A 14,919-nucleotide genomic window follows, 5' to 3' on the forward strand; every position below is an offset into this window, starting at 1 on the left:
CCACCGAAGGCCAAAAGCGTGCTTACACCCGGTCATCTGTCTCTTCGATTTGACCTCAACTAATTCATCTATGAAATGCGATCAAATTTGGATATTTCTTTGTTCCTCTATCACTTATGAGTTTTCCTACTGTTGACCTAACAGATACAAAATCAGGTTAATCGAAGAGACGTTGAATAAGGTGTGTAGGTATGTCTGAGGGTATCGAAAACAGGGCCGAAAATGTTCCCAACATTTTTCGGCATTCCCAACATCCATGTCGGTCAGATGTTTTCGTTAAGCGGCCAGGGATGATGAGATGGACACCTCTTGTAAAGTCGGCGTCAAAAGCGCCATATTGAATTTGCGAGTTCAATATCAACAAAAGGTGTCCACTATGAAAGTTACTCTAATTGGTATCGATTTGGCAAAAAATGTCTTCCAAGTTTGTGGTGTGAATCAGGCTTGTAAATCTGTATTTAATCGTGCACTTCGTCGACATCAACTTATGGCGTTTTTAGCCCAATACCCTGATGCAATCATAGCTATGGAGGCTTGTAGCGGGTCAAATTACTGGGGAAGAAGCTTAAAAGCTCAAGGTTATCAAGTAAGGTTAATTCCCCCTCAGCATGTGAAGCCTTTTGTCAAAGGTAATAAAAACGACCGTAATGATGCCTTCGCTATTTGTGAAGCAGCGTATAGACCTAATATTCAATTTGTAGAGCCTAGAACGTTAGAGCAGGTTGATATGATGTTGGCGCATCGAATCAGAGAAAGGCAGGTCGATGCCAGAACAACATTGATTAATCAAATCAGAGGCCTGCTAAATGAGTATGGTATCGTTATTGCTCAAGGCAAAGAAAGCCTTAAAGCAGCATTACCTGACTTAATTGAAGATGCAGAAAATGAATTAACCGAAAGAGCTCGAGTCCACTTTACTCTGCTACACCAAGAGTGGAGCGCGATTGATGAAGCCATAAAGTCATCAGAAAAGGATATCAAACAGCAGGCCCAGGCTTCCGAAGGAGCTAAACTACTAATGCAAATAAAGGGAATAGGAGAAATTACGGCAACAGCCGTAGTCTCGTTTGCAGGTAATGGTTCGTCCTACAAAAACGGTAGACATTTTTCAGCAAACATTGGCTTAGTGCCAAAAGAGCATTCAAGCGGTGGAAAGCAGAGTCTTGGCGGGATAACGAAGCGAGGTAACCGTTACCTCAGGAAGCTACTTATTCAATGTGCTTGGTCGATTATAAGACACTGTAAAACAGCGCAAGACAGGCTGTCTGTTTGGGTTAAAACGCTTATCGAACGGCGAGGCAGTCACAAGTCTGCAGTCGCACTGGCTAACAAGTTAGCAAGAATTGTTTGGGCTATTCTATTTAAGAAAACGGAGTTCAGAGCGGTTTGACCTGTAAGTAAAACAAACCATGTACTGCTAAAAAGTAATGTAACAACAGGTAATACCGGCCTCTACAACACCTGAGAGAGTCCATGAACCTAAGAGTTCGGAGGGACGGTTAAGGCGTAGAGGCGCGGTTCTCATTAAGGCCAGAGCCTCTAATTGCTCATAAACAGGTCGGATATACGGACGCAGTAATATCTTTTGTTACTAACAAATTAGCTATTGAATCTATCGAGGTGTCCATATATGGCTTCACAGCGTCCCGAAGACGTACCTGCACATAAGCCCGCGGCAGGCGATTAGTAACAGTAAAGGTAAGAACTACAAATACCGATGCAAGTAATGGCTCCGGCCAAATCTAATAATTTTATATCCACGTCCTCGGCTAGGTTTCCCCCCCCTGATTTAAGCAAGCCAATGCTAATCCCCACCATTCTGGGTCTTAGGAAGACCTACCCTGACAACACTGTCCCCGTTGTATTGGCGGACACTTCACTGTGCCGTAGGAGCAGAAGACGCAGCAGTCGCCGGGGAGGGGCTTTAAAATCTCATGACAGCCCTGGCATTCGTAGAAGAATTGGCAGGCATCTTCGGGCATGGTCTCCACTTGCTTGTGACCACAGTGGGGACAGGTGATCTCGGATCTGAGTTGGATTGGATTTGCCATAAAAACCTCGTGCAAAGCTCTTCATTTCAAACGACAAGCATTAAGCCATCATCATTAGCAGGCTACAGGGCTATCTGACTTAGCTATCGGCCTAAGCTACGCCCATTAGAGGCAAATAAACAGCGCCGAGCTCACATTGCAGCAAGCAAGAATCTCGACTATTACCTAGCCAAAAAACACGCCGGACGCGAATGACGACACAAGATAGTTGCTCACTCGCTGTAAAGCAGAGTGATTCGGCATAAAACCGCCTGTAACGCCCGGGGGACTCTGCTTTGAGCATATTTCACTAGCAGCCAATTCTCACCCCCAACCGATAGCCACTATACCTAAAAGATCTCCCCTTGCTTGATCAAGAGTGATCAATTAGGAGTCACTATGAACAGCCATACATTCTCCCGCGCATACCCTTTGCTGATTGCCGGTTTAATTGCCGCCACAGGCTTAACCTATAGCCCAAACAGCCAGGCCGATCTACTGACCGATATCTGGAATAAACTCAAAATCACGGCAACAGATGCCGCCGACGCCGCAGAAGATGCCGGTAAAACCGTCACGAATACGGTAGACATACAAGGTAAGGTGCTGATTTTACAGAAAGCACAACAAAGTTTTAATGGCTATACCCAGCAGATGTTCGACATGATTGAAAACGCTGGCAGCGAAGGTCGCATGGTGATCCAACAAGAATTTGAGGGACTCGCGGCCTTTGGTGGCGCCAGCTGCTCAGGTGGCAGCGACTGCTACCGCTTTAAAAACGATCTTATCGCCTTCGTGAGCGATCTGGAGTCCACGGGTAACCTGCTATTTAACATGCAAGACAGCAGCCTGCTAGGCAACATCTACCACTTCGACCCCATGATCAACCTGATCGACGCCATGCCTGGCTACTCGCTTTATCCCCTCTACCGCGCCTTCACGGTCGACGGTGGTGCCTTCCAATCTGGATTCTTCGATGTATTTCACGAGATGACGACCCATCTGGAGACTTTAAGGCAAGGGCTCAGCCCCAATATCAATACCAGTCTCAGCATCAACAGCCTGGTAGGCGACAGCTGCCAGTTTATCAACGGTAATCCTGCCGAGTTTGAACAGGCGGCGTTCTTCGTCACCGCCGGCGCGGGCTCCATTAAGCTATTCGGTCAACTGCTCAAGGCGCTGGGCACCACCAAGATTGAACCTGTCGCTCAGGTGCATGGCTATGTGGGCGGCACAATAAAGAATAACCCTTTGAAGAAGTTCGGTGAGCTACTCAACGGTATCTCCTCGGCGGCACTGACGGCGGCCAATTACGGCCATAACAAGCTGAGATATTGCCAGACGCAAGCGATTCAGCAGCAGATCATCGCCAATCAACAGCAGGTGATCGACAATCAGAACCAGCTGCTACAACGCTTAGATAGAATGGAAAACAGCCTGCCTGCGGGTTGGACGAGAAAGGGTAACGAATAGTCACATAGAGTAAAGGGACGGATAAGCCAGTGTGCCAATACCGTCCCAACTGCACTGGAGTGTGCCGCTCCAGCAGAGCGGCACCTTGTACTAGCTTAAGTAACGCCTTAGGTCTGCCTAGTTTAAGGGCTTAAGGCTTACCATTGCCCTGCTTAAGCAGCAGCTCGGCCTTGGCACCGAGAAACACATAGATCCCCAACCCCACCAGCAAGCCAACCACGGCAAACATCATGCCGATGGCCGGCAGCACATACTCCATCTCACCCAGAGAGGCCTTAAACATGGTCAATAGCGCCTCGATAGAAACGGCAATTAAGATAGTGGAAATAAAGCGGGTGATGGTGCGCCGGGTAGAGCTGTGACGGAAGATATCCTTATGCATTAACACCTCTTCTTCGAGTATCGTCTTACCCAGATCGAACACCGCCAAGGCCAAGGTGATGAAGATGATGATGCTAAAGGGCTTAATGGAGCCACTGGGCACAACGCCTTGTGCCAATAAGGCGACAATATCCACGGTTGCCATGCTGATCAGCACGAACACCATGATAAACAGCCCCAGCACCAATGCCGAGTAAATGCCCTTAAACAGTGGTGTCGCCCGGCGTCTGGCTCTATCGCCCATCATAAATTCAATCAACTGGGTCAAGTTGATATCCACCACGATAAAGCCGCGGCCGCTATCGTCATCGATACGGTAAGAGGCCGACAAACACAGTTTGCCGCTGGCATTGGAGAGATAGGGTGTGGTGATCTTAAGGCGCTTGCTCTCCTGCGCCTTCGAGAAATAGGGACGATGGCTGCGGCTCAGGTTGCGCCCAACAGGAATAGCCTGCACCACACGATTGACTATGGCGACATTCTCGCTGATCTGCACTCCATCGCCGTCGAGCACATAAAGCAGCTCGATAAAGGGATAACTGTTGGCAATCTCAGCCATCGCCCGCACCCGAAAACCTGGGTCTGACAACATCAGGGGATCGCTTATCCCCACCAGAATCGACTCCATCAACTCTTTTACCAACTGCTCATGTTCATGGTAACGCTCGATCACGCTCAAATAACTCATTGCCGCCATAGACTGCTCTCCAAAGGTAACTATCCTGAGCGTTGCAACTATGACGCCAACCCCACTCGCCAGAGTGGTACCAAGGGCAAGACACAGCGGAAACATGGCTGCATGAGTGAAAACCTAAGCATAATAGGAGTTTGCAACTCGGAAAATCGATTGGATTAACGCTAGAGATCCACTCTGGCAGCGCCCAAACCCAACAGCATCTGCACCAAAAAAGGGCAAATGCGGATGGGTTTGGGCTGAACCTTATGGCTGAGTGTAAAAAGCTTATGAGAAGCTGTTAAGGCCGCTTCTGAGCCTCAAACGCAGCCAGACTCTCACTGTATTTGCGGGTCCAGAAGGGATGATCTGTCTTGGCCAACGCCAACTTCTGCTGCTCGATAGCCTGATCAAACATCTTCAGCTCGCCATAGGCCCGAGCCAAGGCATCGTGGGCAGTGTGGGACTCAGGGTTAGCCTCCACCGCCGCGCGGTAGATGCTGAGCCCCTTGTCGCTATCCTTGGCAAACTCGGCATCCGCCAAGGCGATCAGCGAATCGGTAGAGGGCACGGCAAAGCCATACTTCTGTTGCGACAGAAAACGGTAGTGGTCGAGGATCCCTTTGACGCCGCCCTTAGCAATTTCAGAGTCAGGCGAGAGCACCCTGTGATAGTCATCGAACAGCCACTCTATGCCATAAGCGGTCGCTAGGATTGGCTGTGTCATATAGTAGGTGCCGTCGAAACGCTTCACCTTATAGTGCAACGCCAGATGATTAGTCGTCTTGAGAAGCTCCTCGAAGGCAGCGAAATCTGCCAGCTGACGCTGCTCGAAATTGCTGTCACTGGTGGTTAGCATCAGGTAGCGCGGCTTGCCCTTAATGCGCTCCAGCTTCACGGCAGCGGATTTCATCACATAGGCAAAGTCGTCACTCAGTACTGGGCTTGCCGCCAAATAGGCATTAAACAACTCAGGCCGATTAAGCAGGGTGTAGAGCACCAAGCCGGCATTGCCGGTAAAGCCGTTCATGATACGAAAACCATTGGTGCGATACTTGGCATCAATGGTCGGCAGCAGCGACTGCTCCATGAAATCCAGCAAGGCGATACTGCCCTCCTGCTCAATTGCCTGGCTCTTCAGCTGACCTAAGGTCTCGTCACCATCGGGCGCCGTGACGATAATGGTCTCCAACCAAGGCCAGTCACCGTTATGGCTCATCCAGTCATGCATGCCATCCAGGTAGCCGCGACTGCGGGGATGAAAGTCGAACAGGAGCACATAGCGCTTATCGGGATTCTTACCGTAGCTTGGGGGCAGAGTGACATTAAAGGCAATGGGCTTTTCAATGTCCGGAGCCTTGACCAGCAGGGTCTCCAGATGAGGAGTTGCCGCCTGAACCAGGTTCAAGCTGCTGCCGAGCAGTAAAATAACGCCTACAATCCATTTATTTATCACGTGTATTCCTTTTTGTTGTTAAGTGATAACGCAACGCAAGCCGTTACCAGGTCGACATAAGAAAGTCTCTAATTCGCTCCCGGTCAGACTGACTATTACAGGAGATCATCTCACCGCAGGTACGCCCCCGCAGAGAGGTTCCCGTGCCGCTGACCGCATCGGGTACTCCACCACGCATGGTGGCAATATGGTAACTAAATACCTCTTCGATACTAGGTGCTCGCACTTCGATCACTTCCATATCATCAGTAGGCGCTTGTCTTGCAGTCTCCTTTACTGGCTGAACCTCTGCCTGACGCTTCACCTCCAGGGCCACCTCGCTGGCTTCTGCCAGCAGATTCAGCGTCGGCTCATGCCCCGCCTCATAGGCCTTGATCAGGTAAGCCTTGGCTTTCTCCTTGTCCTTTTCTACCAGCTCGCCTTCTATATAGAGCATCCCCAGCAGGTGAGCCGCCTCATTCAGATCGCCGCGATTGGCATCTCGCAGATAGCGCATCGCCTTGTCGATATCCCGGTTCTCGCCATCTTGCAAATAGAGAATAGCCGCCTTGTACTGGGCAAAAGGATTACCTAACTTGGCCGCGCGCCGATACCACTTGGTAGATCGCTCCATGTCGACCTGAGTGCCATGCCCCAAACGGTACATCTCAGCCAGGGTGTACATGGCATCGGAATGGCCGTAACGGGCCAGTGTCTTGTATTCTTTGAAGTGGTCGATGCACTCGCCACGCTCACAGCTCTCCAGCTGAGTAGGCAGCGGCTTAACGCTGATCTCGGCCGCAAGCGGCAAACAAACACAACTAGCTATCAATGCTATGCAGCTAAAAAAACCGCTATATTTTAATGTCATACGCCTTTCCCTGATCCTCTGACTTAAGCGGATTAGTATGATATTCAACCAAATACAAGTCAAACCTTGATCCGGCAAGGTCGATTGACCCTTGCTGTTTGTTAGTGCGGTAACTTGTCGGCGATTTATACGAGGCAGAGTCGGCGTGATGTAGTATTCTACATAAACTGGCGGTCACCCTTTACCTATCGCCTCCAAGCGCTGTCCCAAGGGGTGAGCTAAACGCATTGCGCTTTGTTGCTTGCCATTGACATAGCCAAACTATGTTACTTGGCTCATAAGCACAAATTAAACCTGAAAGAGAAACAGACCCTAGCCAAAGGGGCGTTTTCAGCTTAGGATCTGGCCTGTCGTATAAGCGGATCATTTCTATTAATACATAGTGGAGTAAGCCAACGTATGGGTATTCGAGCCATAGTTGTAGATACAGCAGGTACAACAACCGATCTGAACTTTATTCAGGACACCCTTTTTCCCTATTCGGCTAAGGTCCTTGCTGATTTTTTAGAAGAAAATCAAACTAATGTATTAGTCGATAACTGCATTAGCGATGTTAAAGATATCGCGCTTGAACCCGAAGCCTCACTAGAACGTGTCGTCGAGATCTTAGAACTGTGGATTGCTGAAGATCGCAAGGCGACTCCGCTTAAGACACTTCAAGGCCTGATCTGGAAACAAGGCTACGCCAAAGGTGAATTTAAGGGACATATCTACCCTGACTTCATCGACAGCGTGAAAGATATTAAGGCGCAAAACGTACGTCTTTACAGCTTCTCATCTGGCTCGGTAGATGCACAGAAACTCCTGTTCAGCCACAGCGATGGTGGCGACCTGACAGAGTACTTCGATGGTCACTTCGATACCCGTACCGGTAACAAGCTGTTTAAACAGGCTTACAGCAATATCATCAATACCATCAGCCTGGCGCCTAAGCAGGTACTGTTTATCTCTGACGTACTGGAAGAGCTCAAGGCGGCCGAACAGGCTGGCATGCGCGTGATCCAGATGGTGCGTGAGACCACTCAACGCACAGGCGACTACCCACAGATCGCCAACTTCAAAGAGTTGAGCCTCAGTTGATCCGCTTATAAACAGAAAAAGCACCGCAAGGTGCTTTTTTATCTCTGTTGCAATCGGAATTGGTATTCCCGGCAGATGCTGATATCTTAACCTAAAACTAAACACTTGTTTGAAAATTAAAGGTTAAGATATGGAGCAGTTCGTTAGCCAGTTTCCCTTTCATACCCGCATCTCGGTCGCCTGGGGCGAGATGGATGCATTGCAACACGTCAATAACGTGGTCTATTTCCGCTACTTCGAAACGGCACGTATCGACTTTTTTAACCAGCTGTTTCCACTAGATAAACTCTACAAATCCGGCATGGGCCCGGTGATCAGTGACAACCAGGCACGCTACAAGCGTCCGGTCACCTATCCCGATACGCTACTCGTCGGCGTCAGTATCAGCGACATCCATAACGATCGCTTTACCATGCATTATCAGGTGTTCAGCGAGCAGCAACAGGCTATCACCACCACTGGCTCCTCGGTTGCGGTTATGTTCGACTTTCACAAGCAAGCTAAGGCCGAGCTGCCCGCCGAGCTATTGGCCGTACTCAGAGATCACTGCGTTGACTAACAGCTCATACCAATCACAGTGAGTAAGTGATCGGGTACTTGCCATGATTGGTATTACATCTCTTCATTAAACAGCAAGACTATACCACCGCCACTCAGGCCGCTATTGATGTTGAGGGTGATGCCTATCCCTATGTTGCGCAGCCAGGCTGATAGCGAAGGGGTCTGCACCACCCAGCCTGCACCGAACTCGTAGTAGTGGCGCGTCCCCATGGGGTCGATGACATCACCGCTGAGGTCGATCCGCTTGGCCAGCAGGCGCATCTCGTTCTGACGGTCGAAGAAGTCTGGCAACCCATAATGAAACACCAGGGCGTTGCTCAGACGCCCGACCTGAGGCGTCACCGCCTGCATGCCATCGTCGGTCAGCAGGCTGCGGCCTATGCCGTATCTGAGGGTACTGATAAATTCCCACTTGTTCCCCATGAGGTCACCGGTATAGGTCAGCTCGGCATTGGGGTCGAACATGATGGCGCCATAGCTGGTGTTCACCAGCTTGTCGTCGAGAATGCCACTGACGCTGCGCAGCACGGGGTCGTTATAGATTAGGCGGTTTTCCAGCCAGATAAACTGCGCCCCCAGGCCAAAGACCGCCCGCCACTGCTCATTTATCTGATACTTCCAGCGATACTCGCCCGCCAGCAGGTAGCTGGTATCCTTGATCGGACTGCTGATGGTCTCATCCTCCAGCCCCTGTATGCTGTCGCTGGCGTGCACGTAGGAGAGGCGCACCTGGATACTTTGGGACCACTCGGGCGAGAGCGGCACAGTGTCGCTCTCCCAGGGCAAGGTGTAGGAGGTCAGCTGACTGCGCCGCTTGAGCGACTCTTCGTCACCGGCGTTGATATCGCCTATCTCACTCAGGTCCACTATGGTGTTGGGGTTGAAGTCGACTATGCCTAAGGTGATCAGGTTGGCGTCGGTCAGCACCATGGCGCTGGTGATATCACCCTTCACCTTCGCCTCTACCGCGGCGCGTATATCAGATTCAACCGCCAGCGTCGCCTGAGCATAGCTAAGCAACAAGCCAAAGGCCCATAAAGTAATCCTTTGTTTAACCCTCTGCTTAAACAAGGATTTCAGCCCCATTGTCCGTTTCTAATCATCATAAAACCATCTTGTCACTTATCTGCTTACCTGTGCTAACGTTAAGTTTAATCTAGCCTAATGAGAACGACACAATGAACCAAGAGACTATCTTACACCAAGCCGATCAACAGAGATTTATCTTATCCATTGCAGGTCATGACGCTGTACTAGAGTATCAAAAACAAGGTGACCAGGTAGATTTTACCCGTACCTTTGTGCCGGATCCGTTGCGGGGTCAGGGCGTGGCGGGACGTTTAGTCAGGCATGGATTAGAGTGGGCCAAGTCCCAGCAACTCACCATCAGTGCCAGTTGCTGGTATGTACAGAAGTTTTTGTAGCGCTATAGGTTATTCGCCAGTCAGGGCAAGTAGCGCCTGCTTAACGTCTTCACCTATAGGCTGACTCTTGTCGATGCTGTAGTCATAGTGCACTAGGGTCGTCTTGGCCTCTGCAGTCATCTTGCCACCTTGCCAGCTCTGCTGCGCCACCTCGAAACTGGCATTGCCCACACGGCTTACCCAGGTCTTTATCTCAACCGCCTGCCCATACTGGGTGGGTGAGGTGTAAGCGATGGTAAAGCCTGCCACGATCAGGTTCCACTCTGCCAAATTAAGCTCAGGATTAAAGAGCGTAAAGATAGGCTCACGCGCCGCCTCGAACCACACGGGCATCACGGTATTATTGATATGGCCCAGGCCATCGGTTTCGTTGAATCTGGGTTGAATCGTGAGAGTAAAAAAGCGTGCTGACACAGGGCATCCCTAAGGTTAAGTCGTTATTTTTATGGCAGAGACGTTAACTGAGAAGCCAGGGGGATGCAATATGGACTTTCGAACTAACTACCCCATAGAGTAAGGGCGCCTCATTGTGAGACGCCCTTTATATCACTGTTATTTAACGTACATGGCGTTAATTTCAGTGGCGTATTTGTGATAGATCATCTTACGTCTTAACTTCATGGTCGGCGTTAATAGCCCGGCCTCCATCGAAAAAGCCTCGGGCAGCAGAGTAAACTTCTTGATCTTCTCGAAGCCCGCCAACTCTTGTTGCAGATGTTTGAGGCGCTGCTCGAAATGCTCTACCACATGGGAGTGACGCAGTAATTCCATCGGCGACTCGTAATGCAGCCCCTTCTCTTTAGCCCAAGCCTCCAACGACTCGAAAGCCGGAACAATCAAGGCGGTCACATAGTTTTTAGCATCGGCGATCACCGCCACCTGCTCGATAAAGGGACAGCAACCCACCTTACCTTCGACCCGCTGCGGCGCAATATATTTGCCGTTTGAGGTCTTCATTAACTCTTTGATTCTGTCTGTAATAAACAGGTTACCCTGTTCATCAATATGGCCAGCATCGCCAGTCTTCAACCAACCATCTTCGAAAGTGTCGGCCGTCTCCTGAGGACGGTTATAATAACCGCGCATCACGGTATCGCCGCGTACTAAGATCTCGTTGTCTTTACCCAGCTTGATCTCTACCTCTGGCAGCGTCTTACCGTTAGAACCGGCGACTCTGTTATCCAAAGTGTTACAGGTCACTGTCGCAGTGGTTTCCGTCATGCCGTAGCCACAGAGCACAGGAATATCGATGGCATGGAAGAAACTGGCGACATTTTGATCCAGCGCCGCACCGCCGCAAGGCATAAACTTAAGCCTGCCACCCAGCACCTGTTGCAGCTTGCTGTAAACCAGCTTATGGGCCAGCTTCCACTGCGCCTTAAGCCACCAAGACGCCTTAGCACGGCCTTGGCTAACCTCAAACTGGCGCTGACCTACGGCCATGGCCCAGGCAAATAATTTCTTACGGGTATCGGGTGCCTTGCTCACCTTATCCTGCACCGCGCTATACACCTTCTCCAGGAAGCGTGGCACCACACACAGGGTGTGCGGGCGAATATCGACAATCGCTTCTTTGACTGCCATGGGGTCCTTAAGATAGACATTATGTCCACCCCGGCAGAGCACATAGAAGCTCCAACCGCGCTCAAATACATGGCTCAATGGCAGAAAGGCCAGCGACACATCGCCAGGCGTGAAAGGCAAAATGGTATCGTGTTGACGGATCACCGAGGCAATATTGCGATAATCCAGCATCACCCCTTTAGGGTCGCCCGTGGTGCCTGAGGTATAGATAAGGGTTAACAGATCATCCAAATCCTGCTTTGCCAAACGCTGGGCCAACTCGGCCTCAACCTCAGCGGTATAGGTTTGACTCAGTAACTGATCAAAATGAACAGCTGTTACCGCTTCACTCAATTCAACTTCAGAGTCGAACACCACGACTTGAGTCAGACTTGGACACAAGGCCACTAATTCACAGGCCATGCGATATTGCTCTGCATCACCAACAAAGATCAGCTTGGCCTGAGCATCATCGACAATATAACGCGCCTGCTCCAGGGTACTGGTGGGATAAACGGGCACGACAACCGCCTTGGCCTTAAGGGCCCCCACATCGGCACAAGTCCACTGTGGACAGTTTTGTGACAGTATCACTACCTTATCTTGAGCAGCAAAGCCAAAACGGATCAGTGCCTTAGCAACTTGATCGCCAATCTCATCGAAGCGTCGCCAGCTAACCTTCTGCCAAGGCGCGGATAAGCCATAACCTTCTAATGCAATGGCATCACCACGTTGTTGGCTCTGCGCCTGCATCAGGCTTATCGGATGATACTGTTGAAGCAACATAATTATTTGACCCTTTTAGCGTACACTTGTACCTGTTTTGCGGCATTTTACTGCAACGGCGGCCAAAAAATAAGAGTTTTTGCTCCAATAATGTTAATTAGAGCACAAAGCAGACCAGAGATGAGATCAGACGAGATGGTCTCGCCACAGCTTTTGCTTGCCCCACCAAAGCGTTAGCAGAGAAAAGGCAACCAGGCCCAAATCTATCGCTAGCCAAGCAGTAAGATCCCGCCCCTCACGCGCAGCCAGCAGGGCGGTCGACAGCCAGATCGCATGGCAGATCACCACTAACAAACTGAGAGAGATATGCATGGCATTGCGGGATGCGCAGCCTAGCCCCAGCAAGATGGCACATACGCTAAAGGTGCTTAAGACCAAGTGACACCAGATGATCAGGGTCACACTGTCGCTCAGCCAATAAGCGAAACTTGCCAATAGCGCCATGGTGAGAGTGATATAACCCAGTAAACGATATTGCCCTCTGGCAAAGGCCTCCACCATCCCCTGCTTACCGTCAAATCCCGGCAGTTTGTACAGGGTTTCAGCCGCGCGCCAGCGCTGAATACGGCTCCAATGTACCAAAGAGCAGGCAACCGCGCTGAACTGCCCCATGATGAAAAGGACCGGCAGCTCTATGCCCGCAACCACATTCACTAAACTCATCACTAGCGCCAGGCTTGGTAGCAGCACCAGCAACATGGAGAGCATAGGGCCGGTAAAGAAGTTCACAGGATGGAGCCATCTGTCCAGGCGCATCATCAAGTTATTGGATCCTAGATTCGGCAGCCAAAACCAGCCCATCTCCAAGCCATTAAGGTAGACAGAGCGGGCCTCCAGGTGCCAGACCACACGCTGCAGATCACAGCGAATAAGATAGATAAAACCTATGATGGCCACTGGCAGGCACCATAAGCTCAAGCTAGGCAGCATGGCGGTGATTTCGGGTAAGAAGGGCAGTAATAGAAACAGGCCAAAAGAGAAATAGAAACTCTTGATGTGCAACCGGCAGACATAAACAAAGGCAACCCCTGCCAGAGTTGCCACCCCTACCTGGGCGATGGCGCCCTCAATAGGCAAGATCAGCGCCGCAGTCAGCGAGATCAGGCTGGCAACGCCGCCGACCATCAGAGCTTGCCACTGAATGTTATCAGCATAACCCGGCACCAGGCTGGCCCATTCGGTCGCCGACAAACGGTTGAGTTGCCAGGCGATCGCCGCGCAGGTCGACACCTGTATCATCCCCAGCATAACGGGCATAGCGGCATATTTTTCCGCCACGGCCATCACCAGCAACATCACTAGCGCGAGTAGGCCAGTGCCAAGAAAACTGGCGCTGCCGACATCAAATAACCAGAAACGCCCCATGCCGCGCAGAACCTTAGGCATCATCTGTGTAACTCCATAAAGAGTTGTTCCAGATTCATCGGCGTCACCGTGTCGAAACAAGCGGCCATTGAGGGATCATAGTGATCCACCAGCAGCTTATCCTGCTGACGATTAAGCACCACTAGCCCGTCGGGCAACACTTGCCCCGGCTTGAGACTCACCAACTGGACACTCTCCCTCAGGGCATCGATCTCTTTGAAGAGCACCAACTTGCCTTTACGCATCAGGGCCACATGGCTGGCAACCCGCTCGAGATCTGAGGTGATGTGGGAGGAAAACAAGACAGCTGAGCCAGCATCTAAAGCCAACTCAAACAGATCTGACATAAACTCGCGTCTGGCAATAGGATCCAGGCTGGCGACTGGCTCGTCGAGGATCAAGAGTTTCGGACGATAAGCCATGGCCATGATCAGCGCCAGCGACTGACGCTGGCCCACCGAGAGGCGCTGCACCTGTTGCTGCCCATCGAGATCGAATCGGGCCAGCCACTCCTGCTCCAAAGACGTATCCCAGTTAGGGTAGAAACTGCGATGTAGCGTGAGGGCTCTCTCGACGCTAAAGCCTTCATAACCAAAAGGCTGCTGCGGCACATAGCCGATAAGCTCCTTCTGGGAAGAATTCAGATTTTCGCTGGAACCGCCCAGGATCTCTATTCGCCCCTGCGTCACGTTTAGTATGCCTAAGGCGCAACGCATCAGGGTCGACTTACCGGCGCCGTTTTGCCCCAGTAGGCCCACCACCATGCCAGGATAGAGGGCCATAGACAGCTCATCTATGGCTAACTTGTCGTCGAATGCCTTGCTGATCTCATGAAAGGCCAATATAGCTTGATTGCTCTCTTGCATCTGCATCTGTTCCTTTATTGCGCTTGCTGCCATGCCTTGGCAATGATGGTGTTGAGTTCATCCAGGCTAACGCCGAGTTGTTTAGCCTGAGCGATAAGTGAATTGACTTGAGGCGTCATCAAATCAACGCTGGAGGTGCCTTGGCTATCGCCACGTTGTGCCACCCTGGTCGGCTGACCACGACGACGCTCCAACCAGCCCTGTTCCACCAGCTGCTGAATGGCGCGAGAAACCGTCATTGGGTTAACCGTCAAATGCTCGGCAATCTGCCGCACCGAAGGCAATACCTCCAAGGGCTGCAACTGGCCGCCCACAATCAAGCGCACAATCTGATCGCTTAACTGTCGGTAGATGGGGTCACCATTACTGGGGTTGACACTAAGTAAATCTAGCATTAGTCTTTATTCACTG

General features: G+C 50.9%; 15 protein-coding genes. 5 read left to right on the top strand and 10 right to left on the bottom strand.

All coding sequences use genetic code 11. From position 1 onward, the window contains the following. Positions 1-376 precede the first annotated feature (376 nt). Positions 377-1,390: an IS110 family RNA-guided transposase gene (locus CFF01_RS18650; protein ID WP_088905927.1), complete on the top strand. Its 1,014-nt coding sequence runs from the start codon at positions 377-379 to the stop codon at positions 1,388-1,390. Between the two features lie 436 nt (positions 1,391-1,826). Here CFF01_RS18650 and CFF01_RS19335 read toward each other — a convergent pair whose 3' ends face one another. After that, entirely contained in the window at positions 1,827-2,051 is a 225-nt protein-coding gene (locus CFF01_RS19335) for a GDCCVxC domain-containing (seleno)protein (protein WP_088905790.1), read from the bottom strand. A 378-nt stretch (positions 2,052-2,429) separates the two neighbouring features. Here CFF01_RS19335 and CFF01_RS18660 point away from each other — a divergent pair, with 378 nt between their 5' ends. After that, positions 2,430-3,503: a hypothetical protein gene (locus tag CFF01_RS18660; protein ID WP_033540477.1), complete on the top strand. Its 1,074-nt coding sequence runs from the start codon at positions 2,430-2,432 to the stop codon at positions 3,501-3,503. Positions 3,504-3,633: 130 nt separating this feature from the next. Here the strand turns inward: CFF01_RS18660 and CFF01_RS18665 are convergent, their stop codons facing one another. The 3 genes from CFF01_RS18665 to CFF01_RS18675 form a co-directional block, all read right to left on the bottom strand. Then, positions 3,634-4,581 carry a PDC sensor domain-containing protein gene (locus CFF01_RS18665; RefSeq protein WP_033540478.1) on the bottom strand — a complete coding sequence of 316 codons (948 nt, stop codon included), beginning with the start codon at positions 4,579-4,581 and terminating at the stop codon, positions 3,634-3,636. A gap of 277 nt (positions 4,582-4,858) precedes the next feature. Then, complete coding sequence (locus tag CFF01_RS18670; protein WP_088905791.1) at positions 4,859-6,013, bottom strand: alpha/beta hydrolase-fold protein; 1,155 nt, start codon at positions 6,011-6,013, stop codon at positions 4,859-4,861. A 43-nt stretch (positions 6,014-6,056) separates the two neighbouring features. Further along, positions 6,057-6,863 carry a tetratricopeptide repeat protein gene (locus CFF01_RS18675; RefSeq protein ID WP_088905792.1) on the bottom strand — a complete coding sequence of 269 codons (807 nt, stop codon included), beginning with the start codon at positions 6,861-6,863 and terminating at the stop codon, positions 6,057-6,059. A 399-nt stretch (positions 6,864-7,262) separates the two neighbouring features. On the opposite strand from CFF01_RS18675, the gene mtnC reads away from it, so the two are divergent. Continuing rightward, entirely contained in the window at positions 7,263-7,943 is a 681-nt protein-coding gene (gene mtnC / locus CFF01_RS18680; RefSeq protein ID WP_033540481.1) for an acireductone synthase, read from the top strand. Between the two features lie 130 nt (positions 7,944-8,073). Continuing rightward, positions 8,074-8,502 (top strand): acyl-CoA thioesterase, encoded by a 429-nt coding sequence (locus CFF01_RS18685; protein WP_088905793.1) that lies wholly within the window; start codon positions 8,074-8,076, stop codon positions 8,500-8,502. 53 nt (positions 8,503-8,555) lie between these two features. On the opposite strand, the gene CFF01_RS18690 is transcribed toward CFF01_RS18685, so the two are convergent. Further along, positions 8,556-9,590, bottom strand: a complete 1,035-nt coding sequence (locus CFF01_RS18690) for a Solitary outer membrane autotransporter beta-barrel domain (protein WP_232479479.1) — start codon at positions 9,588-9,590, stop codon at positions 8,556-8,558. A gap of 92 nt (positions 9,591-9,682) precedes the next feature. On the opposite strand from CFF01_RS18690, the gene CFF01_RS18695 reads away from it, so the two are divergent. Beyond that, on the top strand, positions 9,683-9,928 hold the full coding sequence (locus CFF01_RS18695; protein ID WP_088905794.1) for a GNAT family N-acetyltransferase: 246 nt from the start codon (positions 9,683-9,685) through the stop codon (positions 9,926-9,928). Between the two features lie 9 nt (positions 9,929-9,937). Here CFF01_RS18695 and CFF01_RS18700 read toward each other — a convergent pair whose 3' ends face one another. The 5 genes from CFF01_RS18700 to CFF01_RS18720 form a co-directional block, all read right to left on the bottom strand. After that, positions 9,938-10,342, bottom strand: a complete 405-nt coding sequence (locus tag CFF01_RS18700; RefSeq protein ID WP_088905795.1) for an acyl-CoA thioesterase — start codon at positions 10,340-10,342, stop codon at positions 9,938-9,940. Positions 10,343-10,480: 138 nt separating this feature from the next. Further along, positions 10,481-12,277 carry an AMP-dependent synthetase/ligase gene (locus CFF01_RS18705; protein ID WP_088905796.1) on the bottom strand — a complete coding sequence of 599 codons (1,797 nt, stop codon included), beginning with the start codon at positions 12,275-12,277 and terminating at the stop codon, positions 10,481-10,483. 126 nt (positions 12,278-12,403) lie between these two features. Beyond that, positions 12,404-13,666, bottom strand: a complete 1,263-nt coding sequence (locus CFF01_RS18710; RefSeq protein ID WP_088905797.1) for a hypothetical protein — start codon at positions 13,664-13,666, stop codon at positions 12,404-12,406. Next, positions 13,663-14,508 (bottom strand): ABC transporter ATP-binding protein, encoded by an 846-nt coding sequence (locus tag CFF01_RS18715; RefSeq protein WP_198387097.1) that lies wholly within the window; start codon positions 14,506-14,508, stop codon positions 13,663-13,665. Before CFF01_RS18715 ends, CFF01_RS18710 begins: the two co-directional genes overlap by 4 nt. A gap of 14 nt (positions 14,509-14,522) precedes the next feature. Then, on the bottom strand, positions 14,523-14,903 hold the full coding sequence (locus CFF01_RS18720; RefSeq protein WP_033540486.1) for a GntR family transcriptional regulator: 381 nt from the start codon (positions 14,901-14,903) through the stop codon (positions 14,523-14,525). Positions 14,904-14,919: the final 16 nt, after the last annotated feature.

This window comes from Shewanella marisflavi, from assembly GCF_002215585.1.
GTDB classification, from domain to species: domain Bacteria; phylum Pseudomonadota; class Gammaproteobacteria; order Enterobacterales; family Shewanellaceae; genus Shewanella; species Shewanella marisflavi.